Origin of the sequence: Marivita sp., from assembly GCF_965656765.1 — a bacterium.
Taxonomy (GTDB): Bacteria; Pseudomonadota; Alphaproteobacteria; order Rhodobacterales; family Rhodobacteraceae; genus Marivita.
In genome coordinates, this window is the sequence record NZ_CBFHLV010000002.1 from 123,060 (window position 1) to 140,476 (window position 17,417).

The following is a 17,417-nucleotide window of genomic DNA, read 5'->3' on the forward strand; positions in this document are numbered from 1 at the left end:
AACGGCCAATGCGCTGCCCGTTTTGCGGAAATGTAGATTCACAGGTAAAAGACAGCCGTCCCGCCGAGGACCATGTTGCCATTCGGCGCAGACGCTTTTGCCCGGCCTGCGGAGGCCGTTTTACCACGTATGAACGCGTCCAATTGCGCGATCTTGTGGTGATTAAGACCAATGGTCGTCGCGAGGATTTCGACCGGGACAAGCTGGAACGGTCGATCCGGATGGCGATGCAGAAACGCCCGATTGATCCGGAACGTATCGGTCAGATGATCTCGGGCATCGTGCGCCGGTTGGAAAGCATGGGCGAAACCGATATCGCGTCGAAACAGATTGGCGAAATCGTTATGGAAACGCTCGCCCGGATCGATACAGTGGCTTATGTGCGGTTTGCGAGTGTTTACAAGAACTTCCAAGAAGCAGACGATTTCGACAAATTCGTCAGCGAACTGCGCCCGTCTGAGAAAGACAAACCCAAATCTGAAGAGTGATCCGTTCCAATGCGCCCGGATGATGCGCACCATATGGACCGGGCGTTGGAGCTGGGACGTCGCGGGTTGGGCAACACATGGCCCAATCCAGCCGTCGGTTGTGTGATTGTCCGGGATGGCTGCGTTGTCGGCGAAGGGTGGACTCAACCAGGTGGCCGTCCTCATGCGGAAACCCAAGCTTTGTTGCAGGCGGGTGCAGCTGCAAAAGGTGCGACCGCCTATGTCACGCTGGAACCCTGCGCGCATCATGGCCAAACGCCACCCTGTACCGATGCTTTGATTGCAGCCGGGATTGCGCGTGTGGTCGCGCCTTTTGCCGATAGTGATCCTCGCGTGTCCGGGCAGGGGTTCGACACGTTACGTGCGGCTGGCGTTGAGGTGGTGACAGGTGTTGCGGCTGATGCGGCGAGTAAAGACCATGCCGGGTTCTTTTGTCGTCTGGCCACGGGCCGGCCGCTTCTGACGCTTAAACTTGCCACCAGTCTGGATGGACGGATCGCAACGGCAAATGGCGACAGCCAATGGATAACCGGACCTGAAACGCGATCCCAAGTTCACAAGGTGCGGGCGCAGCATGATGCGGTCATGGTCGGGGCGGGGACAGCTCGCGCCGATGATCCTTTATTGACCGTTCGTGGGTTTGACGTGGTGCAACAACCGGTTCGGATCATTGTATCGCGCAGGCTCGACCTTCCTTTGGAAAGCAATCTGGCGCGCATGATTGATATCGCGCCGCTGTGGCTGTGCCACGCCGACGATGCCCCAGAAGATGCGCGTCTTGCATGGTCGCAACTCGGGGCTAAGCTGATCCGCGTTCCGCTGGACGGTCGGCAGGTGGATATCCCCGCCTTGATGCAATCGCTTGGGGACGAAGGCTTAACACGCGTGTTCTGCGAAGGCGGTGGCGAATTGGCGGCGAGCCTGTTTTCCGCAGATCTGGTGGATCGCCTTAATCTGCACATGGGTGGTGTCGTGATCGGCGCTGAGGGGCGTCCCGCCTTAGGTGCTCTTGGGCTTGATCAGTTGGCAGACGCACCCCGCTTCGCGCTGTTGGATGTTCGTCAAAGTGGTAATGACGTGATCCAAAACTGGACCCGTCAACGCCGCCAAAGCCAAGCATAACTGGCGAGCACACCCTGCGCCTTGGCCAACAGGCGTAGCGACGTCTTTGACGGAATTTGGCCTGAACTGAGTCGATCCAACACAACCTCTACAGGGCACGCCGTGCCGGTCACCGGATCGAAATAGCGTGGATAGTCGATCAGTGCCGCATGCACTAAACCTTCAAGACTGATCACCCGACCGCGCCTGTCAGGGGGGAGGCAAAGATCGGTGGTTAGTCCCCATCCTGCGTAGAACGGTAAGCCCAATGTGGTCACAGGCACGCCACGCAATAACGCCTCGAACCCGGTAAGAGAGGTCATGGTCCAAACCGCATCGATATGTTCGAGCACTGTCGCCATGGGCAGATCGGTCACAATCCGATCCGCCCATTTGCTCGCGTCCTCGATCAAGCCCGGGCGCAATCCCGCACAGACGTCAGGGTGCGGTTTGTAGATAATATAGGCGTCCGCATTGGCTTCCCGCACACGTTGCAGGAGGGCGGCGTTGGTTTTGATTTCTGGACTTCCCAGCACGACGGAGGCGTCGTCCTCGACTTGGCCGGGCACGAGCAGGATTGGCCTGCCATCAGAGGGCAGCTCGACCTGCGCAGCCTCATGTGCCGCGTATTTTGTCACCCCTTCTGCTACGATCCTGTCCATCAGCGACCGTGCGCGGTTCAATACGTGATCGGGCAGGGTGCCGCTGTTGGTAATGAGGGCTTCCAGCCGTGAAGGCCGTGTTGGATCAAAGTAGATGCCCGTATCATCCAGAACGAGCGACAGCGGCGGCACTAATTCAGCTCCAAGCCCCTGAGATCGAATGAACCCGTCCTCAACACACCACTCGCCGTCCTGCGCGGTATGTCCCCAAGTCATGATGCGTTGCCCATCTTTTTGCGCGTCTTTGGCGAACCGCATGGGTTTCAGGCTGCCAAACATCGATTGCATATGTGGCCTTTTCCATAGGCGGATGTTGCGTCCAATCCACCCGTCGCCGTCCTCAATCCATGCGCGCTGCGCCGCCTCAAGCGTTCCGACGATACGCTCCAAATCGCAAAGACGATCATGATAGGGGTCATACCAGACGGGAAAGCGGATCATCGCACCTGCAAAAAGCTGCGCGCGCGTCAGTTGGCGTTGGCGGCGGATCAGTTGATGTTCGTCCTCGGTCAGTCCCCAGCCGGCGTAAAACGGCGTGCCGAAAACCCTCGGCTTATGGCCTGCAAGGATCGCCTCGAAACCCATCTGGGACGACAGGGTGTACACCGCAATTGCACCGTTAAGCAGGTCCATCGGGGCGTGGTCCCCATCGACAAAGGAGATTCGTCCCTGCGCCTGCTCTGTGCTGAAATGCCCAGTCCGCTTGCCAGCAAGGGTTTCGGGATGTGACCGGATCAGGATGCGCTGACCAGGATGTTCTGTCTGCGCGTAATACAGCATTTCAGCGAACCTGGCGCGTGCCATATCCGTTCCGGGCACAGATGCCAGAACAGATGCGTCGCCTTCCACCTGATCGATGACCAGAACGTATCCCGGTTCGGGAAGGTCAAGCTTGGGATCAAAAGCGCTGTATTTGGAAAGTCGAGCATCGCAGACCCGCTGCATCAGGTCGCGAGCGGTATTGAGCAACGCAGTGTCGTCCAGCGGATCTTCGATCAGCAACGTCTCAAGATCAGATGGGCGCGACGCATCAAAGTGTATTCCTGTTCGGTCCAGCAGCAGTCCAAGCGGCGGTTCCTTGTCGACACGACCGGGCTTCAGGGATCGCAAAAATGCATCCTCTACGCGCAAAACTGGCGCCTCCCGACCTTCAGCAACCGCAAGCCCCCGTTCGGCACTGGGCGCATCGCCCCAAACACCGACCCAATCGTCACCGGATGGGCGGCCAATCGCGACCTGCCAGCCTGACAGTTGCAGGATACGCTTTATCCGCCCCTGCGTCAGAAAGCCGGTGTTGTAGACACACAAACGCCGGGGAGGAAACTCCCCGGCGCTGTGATGGATAGGGTTAGGTTGCATCACCCGTCTACTCGGTCGTGGTTCCGCCTGTCGCCACGCTTGTTAGGCTTTGCGCACCGCCCAGTGTGCCGGTGATCGACGCAATCGTACGGTTCCACTGAACGATCGGCGCTTCGGTGACATAGATCGTGTCTCTGTCGCGGATCAGGAAATCGCGGGCCATGAACAGGCCATTGGGTTCGGTCAAATCCATCACGTAGATCAGCCGCTGTGCGCCAACCAAATCGCTCCGGCCAAGAACAGCGTTGGCAATGTCGCCAGGTTCATTGCGGAAGACAAAAACGCCCGTAGGATCAGCAGTGGTCGGGGCCAACCCGCCAAGCTGTGCTAACGCTTCGACAAGCGACAGGGTCTGCGTCTCAAAGGTCATACGGGTCTGTGTTCCCGCGGCCCCCAATGCGGTGAAGGATCGCTGATCTGCTTCGATCAGAATACGGTCCCCGTCGCGCAATGCGATATCTAGCTCTGGATGGTCGTAAAGATCCTCGAACCAGATCGTTTCACTGTGATTGCCCCGGGTCAGGGTGATCTGTGCGATTTCGGCTGCTTCGCCTACACCCCCAGCGCTTGCCAGCATTGAAGCCAGCGTTCGGGTCGGGCGCGTGATCGGGTACACACCTTGCGCCCCAGCCGAGCCAAGGATCGACACAGTCGCGCCATCGCCAGCGGTGCGGCGCACCTCAACCTGAGGGTCAGGTGTCTGATCTTCCAGTTTTTGTGTGATTATCCTACGGATTGCCTCGGGTGTATTGCCAGCCGCCTTGATCCGGCCAGCGTAGGGCACAAAGATAAATCCAGACCCGTCAACCTGCACGCTTTCCAGCGCCGTCGCGTTCGACGCTTCGCCCGCGAGCAAACCATCATCCACGTTTTCCCAGATTGTCAGACCCAAGATATCGCCGGGTCGGATAATATCCGCGCTTTGAACGCCCGCGTTTTTCAGCTTATCGGAAAAGCCAAGCGCCGGAACCACGGCCGTGGTGCGGGTCACGCGATCATTGATCGCAACGACAAAGGCATCACCCTCGCGTTGAACAGAGCCCGCGTAAATTTGGTTCTTCGTCGGACCGACGCCGGGAAGGCCGCAAGACGCAAGTAAGGATGCCGACAGCATCACTGCGATGGGATGCGCCCACCGGAATTTCGTACTGAACACTGCTCGGTCTCCTCGACCAGTTATAGACTGCCTCGGTTTATATTTTTTTGTTAAACTACCGGAATCTGGTCAGTTTGGCCAGTACTAGGACTGGTGGTTCTCAGCGAACAACCTGCAACTGTTGCGCCTCGGTCTCTCGGGTCTTCAACCGCAGATCATAAGGCGCGTTGGGCGACAGCATGCGATCAACCACCTGTCGGAACAACTGTGCCCGGCCCTTCGCTGAATAAAACCCGCCGGGAATTTGGCTGGTTTCAAGCAAAAACTGCCGGTAGATCGCATATGCTCCGGGATCAGGTGGCATTGGGTCGGCAAAGAACGCATCCAAGGGCTGATGCGACACCAGTCCTGGCTTGTCATATACGCTGATCCCGAAACTACGCACCGGCAGCCCACGCCACAGTGCCTGATGCGCCGATGTTGAATTTACAGTCACAGCTGATCGCGCAGCCTGCAGAAGATAGGCCAGCTTACCGCCACGCACGAAATACACTCGGTCCGACACGCCATGTTTGGCTGCACTGGTGCGGATGGTGCTTTCAAGTGGTGCGCGCCCATCTTCGAGAGGATGCGCCTTGAACACCAGTCGATGATGCGCAGGCGCGCCTTTGGCAAATCCGTCGATCACCAGGTCCACAAAATCGGTTTGCGATGCAAAGTCGGAAAACGCCTGAAAGCTGGCGTCGTGTTCCAATTGAAGGAGCGCGACATGGTACGGCCGACCGCCTTTGCGGATACGCCGTGTTGTGATCCAGCGCTCAACCATGTGACGCGGGCGGCGCAGCAATCGCAGAACCTGAAGCCGGAATTCCTCGGCAACGGTTTGGTCGCGATGTGGTCGATAGTTCGGAAAGGACTGATTTCGGAACAGCACATGCCAATGATAAAGTGCGCCGTGGATCATGTGCATACGCAAATCGCCCCAGCGGTCCGGTGGCAATGCGGGTACATCTGCAGTCCGCGAAAGGGCCTGTTCCATCTGGTCGAGCGTGATGTGCATGAGCTTTGAATTGCCGTTTGCCCCGTCGCGTTCGTATGTGGCCCAGTAGGGCCGCAGATACCCTTCTTCGAACACATGGATGGTCAACCCAGTAGCGCGGGCAGCGGCAATCGCCTCGGCATGGTGCCGTCGCACATCTCCGTACAGCACGAGATCTGTCGCCTTGGTTTGGCTGATCCACTCATTGGCTTTTTGCGGCCAGTCCGACACTGGGTCGCGGAACGCCAGTAAAGTCGTGTCGTCGCGCCACCGAGATACATCCCCGGCATTGAACGCGACGCGCCAGCAATCAGCTCCGGTTTCCTTGATCCGGTCAGCCAACTCGCTGAAAAATGGGCCGTGCGGCCCTTGCAGAAACAGGAAAACGCGCTGCCGCTGTGGCTCTTGCTTGCCCGTTGTGTTTGTCATGTCGGCGCAGTATCCCTCGGAATGTGCAGATGTTATCACAAGGGACGGACGTCTGAGAAAAGAAATCCACAGGCGGTCCTGTGAACTGAGACAATAAGGGCACCATTATGTTCACCGGTATCGTAACCGACATAGGCGACATCCGCAGCTTGCATCACAGCGGAGATTTGCGTGCCCGGATCGGCACCCGGTACGATACACAAGGGATTGAAATCGGCGCATCCATTGCCTGCAGTGGTGTCTGCCTAACCGTGGTTCAGCTTGGTCCCGACTGGTTTGAGGTCGAAATCAGCGCGGAAACCCTGGATAAAACCAACATCGGCGCTTGGGTCGAGGGACAACAGATCAACCTTGAACGTGCGCTCAAGGTTGGGGATGAACTTGGCGGGCATATCGTGTCGGGCCATGTCGATGGTCTTGCCGAAATAGTCGAGATGCGCCCCGAAGGCGACAGTGTACGCTATGTGTTCGACGTTCCGCGCGGCTTGGCCCGTTTCATAGCACCAAAAGGGTCGGTGGCCTTGGATGGTACATCACTGACTGTCAACGAGGTCGAAGACACTCGGTTCGGTGTAAATATCATTCCGCACACGCAAGAGGTCACAACTTGGGGCGTGTCCAAGGTGGGCGATAAGGTCAATCTCGAAATCGATACGCTCGCGCGCTACGTCGCCCGACTGGCCGAAATGCAGGGCTAGGCGCAGAACGCGTCAACACGCATTCTGTTTCAGACACCCGAAACCCGCCGCTCGTCCATTGCAGCAACCGCACGCCGCCCGATCAGCCAAGTGACCAGAATACCCACGCCATAGGCCATGATCAAAAACAGAAATGGGCCCAACACTGGCGCACCCTGATAAACCGCAATCAAAAGCGGTGTGCCGCTAAGATTGCCAAGGTTTCCCATCTGTGCCAGCGCACCGTTTGCCAAAGCCCGTGTCGGCGCATCGGCATTGATCTGTGGCACCACGGCGAAACCCGCGCTTTGAACAAGCGCCATCGCAGCAAACAAGAGCAACACGCTGAGTGTCGTGAACCCGACCACCAAGGTCAGAATCGTAACAACCGCACACAGAACAAAGCCCAGCGTCACCACTGGTTGCGCCGGACGACGCGACAGGATCGCAACCCCGACGGTCAACGCGACGGCGATCGATACCAGCGGCGCGATGGCGGTCAACCATGTCGGGGCGTCGCCTTCTGTGAGCAGCGGCAATGCCGTAAGGACGGATACAAATGTCAGCGTATAACACAGCCAAGCCAGCGCTGGCGTCGCGATGCCGGGTGTTGCGTAGGCTGTGATATGACGGTGCCAAACAGACACCTGCACACCGGACGGGACGGTGGTGATGATTGACTGGGGCAAGACCAACAGGATCGCAACGCAAGCCACGGCCATCCAGACACCATGCGCACCGATCAAAAGCGACAATCCGCCTTGCGCAATCACCCATGGCGCGATCACGGCGGTCAGGGCAAACGCGACCCCGAAAAACGTGCTCCATAATGTCAAAGCTGCAGGGCGATATCGATCCGGTGTCGCCTCGGCGATCAGTGTCGGGGCCGCAACTACGATCAAAAGGTGGGAAGCACCCTCCAACACGCGGCTCAACATGAATACGGGAAGCGACGGCAACATGGCCTGCCACAAAGACATGACCGCACCCAAAGCCAGTGCCGCAACCAAAGCGCGACGTGCTCCGATACGCGACACCACGATTCCAGCCACAAGTCCAAGGACCAAGCCGACAAGGCTAATCAGGCTGACAGCAAGCCCAAGAATAGTCTCGCTTTGACCGGAATACACCTGCGTCAGGGTAACGAAACTCACTGCGAGTTTTGCAAACTGACCAGCAGCCCCCAACCCCGCAAGATAAAGGGTCAGGGTCAACAAAAGCGGATGAGGCGTGCGCATGGAACCAACCCTTTCGGACCTGCGCAGACATTCTGTTAAACGCGCCTGACCTGCAATGTAGGTTGTTCGTTTTTCTTTGTCCCGGCACGGCATATGTAGAGGGCATGACCGCTTTGCCCACAGCCCTTCAGTCCTGGTTCGATACACGGGGATGGACGATCCACCCGCATCAGCAACAGATGCTGGACCGCGCGGCAGACCCGTGCCTTCTGCTGATCGCGCCAACTGGAGGTGGTAAGACGCTGGCTGGGTTTTTGCCAACGCTTGCGGAACTTGCTGACCATCCGCGTGACGGTGTGCACACGCTCTATGTCAGCCCGCTCAAGGCATTGGCCGCCGACATCAAACGCAACTTGCGCACGCCGATCAATGAGGCCGGGTTGGCCATCCGGGTAGAGGATCGCACTGGAGACACGTCAGCTCATATCAAGAAACGTCAACGCGCCGACCCGCCGCATATCTTGCTGACAACGCCAGAATCGCTGGCCTTGCTGACCAGCTACGAAGACGCGCCGCGGATGTTCAAAGGGGTGCAGCGCGTCGTGGTCGACGAGATCCACGCCTTGGCGGAGTCCAAACGCGGTGATCAGTTGATGCTCGCATTGGCACGATTGCAAACCATGTGCCCTGACCTGCGCCGCGTGGGCCTGTCGGCCACGGTTGAAGATCCGGCTGCCATCGCGCGACTTCTCGCGCATCACCCCGACCCATGCGAAGTGTTATTGGCCGATCCGGGGCCAGAGCCGGACATCTCCATGCTAGTCACGGACGAAGCTCCGCCTTGGTCCGGGGGCGGCGCGAAATATGCCATCCCGGCGGTGCTGGAGCAGGTCAAGAAACACAAGACCACGCTTATTTTTCACAACACCCGCGCGCAGGCCGAGCTCTTTTTTCACAATCTTTGGCTCGCCAACGAAGATGCTTTGCCCATCGGCATACATCATGGCAGCCTTGATCGCGGTCAGCGCGAAAAAGTCGAAGCGGCGATGGTGCGTGGTGACCTGCGGGCGATTGTCTGCACCGGATCGCTGGACCTTGGTATCGACTGGGGCGATGTGGATCTCGTGATCCAGATTGGTGCGCCCAAGAACGTCAAACGTCTTGTGCAACGGATCGGCCGCGCCAATCACCGCTACAATGCCCCGTCCAAAGCGCTCTTGGTGCCCGCCAACCGGTTCGAGGTCGTCGAGTGTGTGGCCGCTTTGGACGCAGTTAAAGCCCACGATCTTGACGGTGAATGGCGCGGACGCGGCCCCCGTGACGTGCTCTGCCAGCATATTCTGATTGCCGCCTGTTCCGGCCCGTTCGATGCCACTGCGCTTTATGTCGAGATGACCGCAGCCGGGGCCTATGCGGAACTCTGCCGCGAGGGTTTTGATGCTTGCCTGAACTTTTGCGCCACCGGCGGATACGCCTTGCGCGCCTATGATCAATGGCAACGGCTCAAGCAATTGCCCGATGGCCGCTGGCAACTGCGCGACCCACGGTCTGCCGCGCGCATCCGTCAGAACATCGGCACCATTCAAGACACCGACACGCTCAAGGTCAAATGGCGGGGCAGGGGCGGCGCACCTTTGGGCGAAATCGAGGAAGGCTTTGCGGCCACTCTGAGTCGTGGCGACACCTTCCTGATCGGCGGACAGATCGTACGCTACGAAGGGCTGCGCGAGCTAATGGTCGAGGTCACACGAGACCCAGGCCGCAAGCCCAAGATCGCGACCTTCATGGGTACCAAATTTGCAACCTCAACCCAGCTGTCCAATCGCATCGTACGCATGTTTCAGCAGGACGATTGGCCCGCCCTGCCGCGCCACACTCGTGACTGGTTGCAGATGCAACGCCGGGTCAGCCGCTTGCCCGAACCTGGTCGGCTGTTGATCGAAAGCTTCCCGCATGACGGACGCGAGCAACTGGTGGCTTATGGCTTTGCCGGGCGCAATGCGATGCAGACGCTCGGACTGCTCTTGACCAAACGAATGGAAGAGGAAGGGCTCGCCCCGATGGGCTTTGTCGCCACCGATTATGCTGTTCTGATCTGGGGTTTGGATGCGGTCATAGACCCTGCGCCGCTGTTTGATCTGGCCGCGCTCGAAGCTGGCCTCGAAGGTTGGCTTGCCGGCAACGCAGTTATGAAACGCACCTTCCGCGCGTCGGCCACCATCGCGGGTCTGATCGAACGCAATCTTGGCGGGCAGCGCAAGTCTGGGCGTCAGGCCACCATGTCGTCGGATATTCTCTATGATACGCTTCTCAAATACGATCCTGACCATCTGCTGATGCAAATCACCCACGAAGAGGCGATGCGCGGATTGGTCGATTTCAGCCGCATCCGTGAAATGGCCGAACGCGTTGGCGACCGCATTGATCTGCTGCGCCTTGATCGGGTGACGCCCTTGGCGGCGCCTCTGTTTCTGGAACCGGGTCGCGTGCCGGTTCGCGGGTTGGCCGACGAGAGGCTGCTGGAAGAAGAGGTTGCGCGCTTGATGGAAACCAGCGGACTAGCCCAAGTCGAGGCGGAGCCCAGCAAACCGAAATGGCGCGTTCCGTATTGAGGTTGGTGACGGAAAGGCTCCCGGCCCACGCAGCGGAAACGTAGGCCGGGAGTCTGTCTCACACGCCTGTTAAGTTACATCCCGGTATGAGATTTCCTTGACGTCTTTGCCTGATTTCCCGCGCCGCACGATGAGTCGGTTGAGCGCGTGGACATACGCCTTGGCCGACGCCACAACCGTGTCGGTATCGGCTGACTGGCCGGTGGAAATCATGCCGTCCTCTTCCAATCGCACGCTCACAGTGGCTTGCGCATCGGTGCCCTCGGTCACGGCATGTACCTGGTACAGCTGCAACCGGGCCTTGTTCGGGTGCAACATGCGGATGGCTTTAAACGTGGCATCTACGGGGCCGTCACCTTCACTGACAGCGGATTTGTCTTCGCCGTTGATTTCCATTTCCAAAGTCGCTTCGGCAGGGCCTCCAGTGCCACAAAGCACCTTGAGGTTTACCAGTTGCAGCGCGTCGTCACCTTCAGTTGTCGCCGTGACCAGCGCGAGGATGTCGTCGTCGAACACCTCTTTCTTGCGGTCTGCCAGGTCTTTGAAGCGAACAAAGATGTCCTTGAGCTGGTTATCCCCAACCTCGACACCCAATTCCCCCAGCTTTGCGCGCAACGCGGCACGGCCCGAGTGTTTGCCCAAAGGCAAAGAGGTACCCGCCAAACCCACGTCCTCGGGGCGCATGATTTCGAAGGTTTCAGCGTTCTTGAGCATGCCGTCCTGGTGGATGCCCGACTCGTGCGCAAAAGCATTCTTGCCGACGATTGCTTTGTTGAACTGCACCGGGAAACCAGACACCGTCGCGACGCGGCGCGAGATGTGCATGATCTTCTTGGTGTCTATCCCGGTGTGGAACGGCATGATGTCGTTACGCACCTTGAGCGCCATGACGACCTCTTCCAACGCGGTGTTGCCCGCGCGTTCGCCAAGGCCGTTGATCGTGCATTCGATCTGACGCGCCCCGCCTTCGACAGCGGCCAAAGCGTTCGCAGTCGCCATCCCAAGATCGTTGTGGCAATGCGTGGCGAAGATCACCTTGTCTGCACCAGGCACTGTTTCGATCAATCGCCGGATCAGATCGGCGGACTCAACGGGTGCAGTATAGCCAACAGTATCGGGGATGTTGATCGTTGTGGCGCCCGCCTTGATGGCGATCTCGACCACGCGGCAAAGGTAATCCCATTCGGTGCGGGTGGCGTCCATCGGGGACCACTGCACATTGTCACACAGGTTGCGTGCGTGGGTTACGGTTTGTTCGATCCGTTCCGCCATTTCGTCCATCGTGAGGTTTGGAATGGCACGGTGCAGGGGCGACGTGCCAATGAACGTGTGAATACGCGGCTTCTGCGCGTGCTTAACCGCCTCCCAGCAGCGGTCGATATCCGGCAATTGCGCACGGGCCAGACCACAGATCACTGCATCCTTGCTGCGTTGCGCGATCTCGCTCACTGCACGGAAATCACCTTCTGAGGCGATTGGAAACCCAGCCTCGATGATATCGACACCCATGTCATCCAACAGCTCGGCAATCTCGAGCTTTTCGTCATGCGTCATGGTTGCGCCGGGGGACTGTTCACCATCGCGCAAGGTGGTGTCAAAGATGACCACTCGGTCTTTATCTGTCGTCGTCATTGTTCTGATCTTTCTGTCTTGTCCAAATCCGTCGGCGCGAAACGGTCATCCTCTGAGCGGTCGCGCCGGGTGGGCCGCGCTCAGAGGCGGATTAGGAGAAGACGGGTGGCAAGCGCAAGGGGCGCGCGAGTGCGCGTCAGTTCTGCGATATGGGCCACGTGTGTCATGCGGTGGACTATACGCAGCAAATTGTGAAAGAAAACCCGTCAGACAAAAAAATGCGCGCCCTGTGCTTGGACGCGCATTTTTGTTGTCGGAATCTTAACTGGCGGCTCTGAGATTCTTCGTACGAAGAATCTTGGGCCATCCCATAAAATTCTAGAGGTCGGGATAGATCGGGAAACGACCGCACATCTCGGCGACCTCAGTACGGACTTTTTCTTCAACCGCAGAATTTCCATCCTCACCATTGGCAGCCAGACCATCAGTCACTTCGATGATCCAATCGGCAATTTGGCGGAATTCGGCTTCATCAAAGCCGCGTGTTGTGCCCGCGGGTGTGCCAAGTCGAATCCCAGATGTCACCATCGGCTTTTCCGGATCAAACGGCACACCGTTCTTGTTGCAGGTGATATGCGCACGACCAAGCGCCTTTTCGGTCGCGTTGCCTTTCACGCCCTTGGGCCGCAGGTCGACCAGAACCACATGCGTGTCTGTGCCGTGTGTCACCGTATCCAACCCACCCTTGATCAGCTGGTCAGACAAAGCCTGTGCGTTGCGGATGACATTCTGTTGATAGGTTTTGAAGTCCGGACGCAACGCTTCGCCAAAGGCGACGGCCTTGGCCGCGATCACATGCATCAGCGGTCCACCCTGAATGCCAGGGAAGATGGCCGAGTTGAACTTTTTGGCCAACGCTTCGTCATTCGTCAGGATCATCCCTCCACGGGGCCCACGCAGCGTTTTGTGCGTTGTCGTGGTCGCAACATGCGCATGCGGGAATGGTGATGGGTGCTCGCCTGCCGCCACCAGACCAGCAAAGTGTGCCATATCCACATGCAGGTAGGCGCCGACGGAGTCCGCGATCTCGCGCATCTTCGCAAAGTCGATCTGACGCGGAATGGCTGAACCACCGGCAATGATCAACTTGGGCTGGTGTTCGGTGGCAAGCGCCTGAACCTGATCGTAGTCGAGCAGGTTGTCTTCTTTGCGCACGCCGTACTGGATGGCGTTGAACCACTTGCCCGACTGGTTCGGCGCCGCGCCGTGGGTGAGGTGACCACCTGCATCAAGACTCATGCCAAGGATCGTGTCACCGGGCTTGAGCAGAGCGGTGAACACGCCTTGGTTCGCCTGAGAACCAGAGTTGGGCTGAACATTCGCAAAGCCGCAGCCGAAAAGTTCGCACGCACGTTCAATGGCAAGGTTTTCTGCCACGTCGACGAACTGACATCCACCGTAATAGCGACGGCCCGGATACCCTTCTGCGTATTTATTCGTCATCACCGACCCTTGCGCCTCCATCACGGCGCGGCTGACGATGTTTTCCGATGCGATGAGTTCGATCTCGTCGCGCTGGCGACCCAGCTCGTCGGTGATCGACTGAAACAGGTCCGGGTCGCTGTCAGCCAGCGACTTGGTGAAAAAGCCGGTTTCGCGGTGCGGGGCGTTCATGGGCAGAGCCTCCTGGAAGCGGGTTTTGAGTTGGCGACTACGTATCTGAAATGTGGCAAAAGGCAAAGGTTGGAAAGCGACCACACGCGACAAAGCTGCGCCATGGCTGGTGTGGGCCACGTGTTTGTGCTTGTTTCAGAACGGCACGACCCCGATAGGAACACAATTCTCATGTCATTGCGCATCGCTTTTGCCGCCAGTTCAGCGCCGATTGCCCAATCTGCCAAGGCTGGTCTGTCCCGTCGTTATGGCGATCACAACGAAGACGGCGCCGATGTCATCGTGGCTTTGGGCGGTGACGGGTTCATGCTGGCGACGTTGCACCGTACACAGAATCTGGCCGCGCCCGTATACGGTATGAATCGTGGCACTGTCGGGTTCTTGATGAACGAATACTCGGAGCATGACCTCGAAACGCGCCTCAAGCAGGCACAGGAAGAGGTGATCAACCCGCTGTCGATGACCGCCATCACCAAAGACGGCACGACGCAGCGCGCGTTGGCAATCAACGAAGTGTCGCTCCTCCGGGCGGGCCCGCAAGCGGCCCGTCTTCGGATCAGCGTCGATGGAAAGGTCCGGATGTCCGAACTGGTCTGCGACGGGGCGCTGGTCGCCACGCCTGCCGGGTCCACTGCCTACAACTATTCGGCTCACGGACCCATTCTTCCCATTGGGTCGGATGTTCTGGCGCTGACCGCTATGGCTGCGTTTCGGCCTCGCCGATGGCGTGGCGCGCTTTTGCCCAAAACCGCCGAAGTCACGTTTGAAGTGCTCGACCCCGACAAACGTCCGGTGATGGCCGAAGCTGATGCGCGCGCGGTGCGTGACGTGGTGCGGGTCGACATACGGTCCGAGCCCTCCATAGCCCACCGAGTACTCTTTGATCCGGGGCACGGGCTCGAGGAAAGGCTGATCCGCGAACAGTTCGTCTAAGGCGCGGTGTCGTCGCAAAACTGCCCATCTTGTGCCATTTCGACCGATTATTCTGCCTTCGCAGTTGATGGCAGAGGGCAGGTTTGGATGCGCTTCTTTAAGATATTTCTTTTCGCGGCACTGATGCTGAGCCCAAGTGTAGCAGCTTCGCAAGAACGGGACCGGCTGGACCATCGCGGTGAGGTTCTGGGTTGGGAGGGTGTAGGCCGGCTGGACACATCAAGCGGCACCTGCACTGGTACATTGATTGCGCGCGATCTGGTGTTGACGGCTGCGCATTGTGTTGTCGATGCCAGCAAGCAATCCGTATTGCCCGTCGCGCGAATGCGGTTCCATGCGGGTTTGACCCATGATTTTACAGCCGCCACCCGCAAGATTGAAAAGATCGTTCTGGCCGATGGCTATATTGGCGCTGTTGAAGCCTCTTTGACCGATCAGGTCCGCAATGATCTTGCGCTGTTGCGGCTCAATAGTCCGATCTTCAGCACTGAGGCGGAACCTTTCAAAGTCCACGACCGAGCGATGGCGTCTGGGCCAGTGATCCTCGTGTCCTACGGACGTGGTCGCAACACATCGTTGCAACGCGAGTCCGGTTGCCGGCACAAGGAAACCTACCTCGGTGGGGTGATGACCTTTGACTGCGATGTGACCTACGGATCCTCTGGTGCGCCTGTCTTCGTAAACGATCAGGGGCTTTTGCGCATCGTGTCGGTGGTGTCGATGATGTCGACGGCGCCGGGTGCCGACAAAGAAGCGATTGGCATGTCACTGCCGCAAACAGTCTCTGCAATGATGCGTGACATGCGTAACGATGCGGCGCGCGCACCTGTCAGCGCTGGGGCCAAGCGCGTAACGGTTGGGCATCGCTCGTCAACCGGTGGAGCCCGGTTCGTGAAAGTCGATTGATCACCTTGGAAGGGGCAGGGCCGTGTCGTCTTTGACCTGATCCATCACGATCTGGCTGTGCACCCGTCCAATTGAGTCGTGCGGCAATAGCACGTCCTGCACCAGCCGATTAAGAGCAGCCAGATCGGTGCAATAGACCCGAAAGATGTAATCGGCCTCGCCGGTCAGCGTCCATGCCGCGACAATCTCAGGTGTGGTCGAGACCAGCCGCTTGATCGACTGGTGCGTGCCGTTGCTCTGTGCCCGTGTCTCGACCTGGATGAAGGCCTGCACGTTCAGGTTCAGCCGCGCGGGGTTCAACCGGCAGGGCGTGCCGATGATGTAGCCTTCAGACTCGAGCCTCTGACGGCGACGGCTGATCTGAGAGGCGGACATACCCAGATGGTCAGCCAGTTCCTGCGCTGGGGTCTGGCCGTCCTTTTGCAATCGCGCAAGCAGCTTCAGATCTTTTGGGTCCAGTGTATTCATGCGTGAATCATGTATGATTTAATTAAGTGATGCAAATTTTGCGCACATTTGGCGCGATGTATACCGGTAATCAGTCACACTCCGCAGCGGTTCCACCTTATCCTTTGGACAAACAAGGAGGATATTATGGGTCCGTTTCCACACGATGCACCAAAAGCCACGATCTCTAACGAGAATCCCGCCGGAACCGATGGGTTCGAATTCGTCGAGTTTGCCCACCCCGATCCGGATGCGCTGCGCGAACTGTTTACCAAGATGGGCTACACCCGCACCGCCAAGCACAAAACCAAGCAGATCGAGCTGTGGCAACAGGGCGATATCACATACGTTCTGAACAACGAACCTGGCAGTCACGCCATGCGCTTTGTAGACGAACACGGCCCCTGCGCCCCGTCGATGGGCTGGCGCGTGGTCGATGCAAAACACGCCTATGACCGCGCGGTCATGCTTGGTGCCACGCCCTATGATGGCAACGACAAGGCGATGGATGTGCCTGCGATTGTCGGCATCGGTGGATCGCTGATCTATTTCATCGACCAGTATTATGGCCAGAACCCTTAACAACGCCGAATTCAATTGGGTTGCGACTGCCAATCCCGAAGGTGTCGGATTCCACTACCTCGACCACCTGACGCACAATGTCCACAAGGGCAACATGGACATGTGGTTCGATTTCTACGGTAAGATTTTTGGCTTCAAGGAAATTCGCTTTTTCGACATCGAAGGCAAATTCACTGGCCTGTTAAGCCGCGCTTTGACCTCGCCCTGTGGGCGCATCCGAATCCCGATAAACGAAGACCGGGGCGAGACTGGGCAGATCGTCGAATACCTCAAGCGTTACAAGGGCGAAGGCATTCAACACATCGCAGTTGGCGCAAAGAACATTTACGAGTCCGTGGACGAGATCGCGTCGCGTGGTTTGAAATTCATGCCCGCACCGCCGGACGCCTATTACGATCTGAGCAAGGAGCGCGTCGTCGGTCACGATGAGCCAATCGACCGGATGAAGAAACACGGCATCCTGATCGATGGGGAAGGTGTCGTCGGCGGCGGCGAAACGCGCATCCTGCTTCAGATATTCTCAAAAACTGTGATCGGGCCGATCTTTTTCGAATTCATCCAACGCAAGGGGGATGATGGGTTTGGTGAGGGTAACTTCAAAGCGCTTTTCGAATCAATTGAAGCCGACCAAATCGAACGCGGTGTACTCAAGGCAAGCTGAC

The 17,417-nt window shown here is 58.2% G+C and carries 13 protein-coding genes and 1 pseudogene; 7 read left to right on the top strand and 7 right to left on the bottom strand.

The annotated features are described in order from the left end of the window. Positions 1–8: 8 nt before the first annotated feature. Together nrdR and ribD are read left to right on the top strand one after the other, a co-directional pair. Positions 9–488: a transcriptional regulator NrdR gene (gene nrdR / locus ACTG4M_RS01535; RefSeq protein WP_439121866.1), complete on the top strand. Its 480-nt coding sequence runs from the start codon at positions 9–11 to the stop codon at positions 486–488. Positions 489–497: 9 nt separating this feature from the next. Next, positions 498–1,610, top strand: a complete 1,113-nt coding sequence (ribD, locus tag ACTG4M_RS01540; protein WP_439121867.1) for a bifunctional diaminohydroxyphosphoribosylaminopyrimidine deaminase/5-amino-6-(5-phosphoribosylamino)uracil reductase RibD — start codon at positions 498–500, stop codon at positions 1,608–1,610. Here ribD and ACTG4M_RS01545 read toward each other — a convergent pair. From ACTG4M_RS01545 to ACTG4M_RS01555, 3 genes are all read right to left on the bottom strand, one after another. Next, the gene (locus ACTG4M_RS01545; protein WP_439121868.1) at positions 1,586–3,610 is read right to left on the bottom strand and encodes a capsular polysaccharide biosynthesis protein; all 2,025 of its coding nucleotides are present in this window, start codon (positions 3,608–3,610) and stop codon (positions 1,586–1,588) included. The genes ribD and ACTG4M_RS01545 overlap by 25 nt on opposite strands. Before the next feature lie 7 nt (positions 3,611–3,617). Then, complete coding sequence (locus ACTG4M_RS01550; RefSeq protein ID WP_439121896.1) at positions 3,618–4,724, bottom strand: polysaccharide biosynthesis/export family protein; 1,107 nt, start codon at positions 4,722–4,724, stop codon at positions 3,618–3,620. 142 nt (positions 4,725–4,866) lie between these two features. Continuing rightward, a complete protein-coding gene (locus tag ACTG4M_RS01555) occupies positions 4,867–6,174 on the bottom strand; it encodes a capsule biosynthesis protein (protein ID WP_439121869.1) in 1,308 nt (435 codons plus the stop codon). A gap of 107 nt (positions 6,175–6,281) precedes the next feature. On the opposite strand from ACTG4M_RS01555, the gene ACTG4M_RS01560 reads away from it, so the two are divergent. Continuing rightward, positions 6,282–6,872, top strand: a complete 591-nt coding sequence (locus ACTG4M_RS01560; protein WP_439121870.1) for a riboflavin synthase — start codon at positions 6,282–6,284, stop codon at positions 6,870–6,872. Positions 6,873–6,901: 29 nt separating this feature from the next. Here the strand turns inward: ACTG4M_RS01560 and ACTG4M_RS01565 are convergent, their stop codons facing one another. Further along, on the bottom strand, positions 6,902–8,089 hold the full coding sequence (locus ACTG4M_RS01565) for an MFS transporter (RefSeq protein WP_439121871.1): 1,188 nt from the start codon (positions 8,087–8,089) through the stop codon (positions 6,902–6,904). A 104-nt stretch (positions 8,090–8,193) separates the two neighbouring features. On the opposite strand from ACTG4M_RS01565, the gene ACTG4M_RS01570 reads away from it, so the two are divergent. Then, positions 8,194–10,641: a ligase-associated DNA damage response DEXH box helicase gene (locus tag ACTG4M_RS01570; RefSeq protein ID WP_439121872.1), complete on the top strand. Its 2,448-nt coding sequence runs from the start codon at positions 8,194–8,196 to the stop codon at positions 10,639–10,641. A gap of 69 nt (positions 10,642–10,710) precedes the next feature. Here the strand turns inward: ACTG4M_RS01570 and ACTG4M_RS01575 are convergent, their stop codons facing one another. Then, positions 10,711–12,273: a 2-isopropylmalate synthase gene (locus ACTG4M_RS01575; protein WP_439121873.1), complete on the bottom strand. Its 1,563-nt coding sequence runs from the start codon at positions 12,271–12,273 to the stop codon at positions 10,711–10,713. A gap of 318 nt (positions 12,274–12,591) precedes the next feature. Next, the gene (glyA, locus tag ACTG4M_RS01580; protein WP_439121874.1) at positions 12,592–13,887 is read right to left on the bottom strand and encodes a serine hydroxymethyltransferase; all 1,296 of its coding nucleotides are present in this window, start codon (positions 13,885–13,887) and stop codon (positions 12,592–12,594) included. 171 nt (positions 13,888–14,058) lie between these two features. Here glyA and ACTG4M_RS01585 point away from each other — a divergent pair, with 171 nt between their 5' ends. Together ACTG4M_RS01585 and ACTG4M_RS01590 are read left to right on the top strand one after the other, a co-directional pair. Further along, positions 14,059–14,820, top strand: coding sequence for an NAD kinase (locus ACTG4M_RS01585; protein ID WP_439121875.1), 762 nt, complete (start codon positions 14,059–14,061; stop codon positions 14,818–14,820). Positions 14,821–14,907: 87 nt separating this feature from the next. Further along, on the top strand, positions 14,908–15,726 hold the full coding sequence (locus tag ACTG4M_RS01590; protein WP_439121876.1) for a trypsin-like serine peptidase: 819 nt from the start codon (positions 14,908–14,910) through the stop codon (positions 15,724–15,726). Here the strand turns inward: ACTG4M_RS01590 and ACTG4M_RS01595 are convergent, their stop codons facing one another. Continuing rightward, positions 15,727–16,194 (bottom strand): Lrp/AsnC family transcriptional regulator, encoded by a 468-nt coding sequence (locus ACTG4M_RS01595; RefSeq protein WP_439121877.1) that lies wholly within the window; start codon positions 16,192–16,194, stop codon positions 15,727–15,729. Between the two features lie 126 nt (positions 16,195–16,320). Here ACTG4M_RS01595 and hppD point away from each other — a divergent pair. Continuing rightward, positions 16,321–17,416, top strand: a pseudogene (gene hppD, locus ACTG4M_RS01600) (4-hydroxyphenylpyruvate dioxygenase). The last annotated feature ends 1 nt before the right edge of the window (position 17,417 follow it).

Coding starts and splice junctions, on each gene's coding strand:
- ACTG4M_RS01545 (WP_439121868.1), bottom strand. CDS start 3,610: ATGCAACCTAACCCTATCCATCACAGCGCCGGGGAGTTTCCTCCCCGG.
- ACTG4M_RS01575 (WP_439121873.1), bottom strand. CDS start 12,273: ATGACGACGACAGATAAAGACCGAGTGGTCATCTTTGACACCACCTTG.
- ACTG4M_RS01585 (WP_439121875.1), top strand. CDS start 14,059: ATGTCATTGCGCATCGCTTTTGCCGCCAGTTCAGCGCCGATTGCCCAA.
- ACTG4M_RS01555 (WP_439121869.1), bottom strand. CDS start 6,174: ATGACAAACACAACGGGCAAGCAAGAGCCACAGCGGCAGCGCGTTTTC.
- glyA (WP_439121874.1), bottom strand. CDS start 13,887: ATGAACGCCCCGCACCGCGAAACCGGCTTTTTCACCAAGTCGCTGGCT.
- nrdR (WP_439121866.1), top strand. CDS start 9: ATGCGCTGCCCGTTTTGCGGAAATGTAGATTCACAGGTAAAAGACAGC.
- ribD (WP_439121867.1), top strand. CDS start 498: ATGCGCCCGGATGATGCGCACCATATGGACCGGGCGTTGGAGCTGGGA.
- ACTG4M_RS01550 (WP_439121896.1), bottom strand. CDS start 4,724: ATGCTGTCGGCATCCTTACTTGCGTCTTGCGGCCTTCCCGGCGTCGGT.
- ACTG4M_RS01565 (WP_439121871.1), bottom strand. CDS start 8,089: ATGCGCACGCCTCATCCGCTTTTGTTGACCCTGACCCTTTATCTTGCG.
- ACTG4M_RS01590 (WP_439121876.1), top strand. CDS start 14,908: ATGCGCTTCTTTAAGATATTTCTTTTCGCGGCACTGATGCTGAGCCCA.
- ACTG4M_RS01560 (WP_439121870.1), top strand. CDS start 6,282: ATGTTCACCGGTATCGTAACCGACATAGGCGACATCCGCAGCTTGCAT.
- ACTG4M_RS01570 (WP_439121872.1), top strand. CDS start 8,194: ATGACCGCTTTGCCCACAGCCCTTCAGTCCTGGTTCGATACACGGGGA.
- ACTG4M_RS01595 (WP_439121877.1), bottom strand. CDS start 16,194: ATGAATACACTGGACCCAAAAGATCTGAAGCTGCTTGCGCGATTGCAA.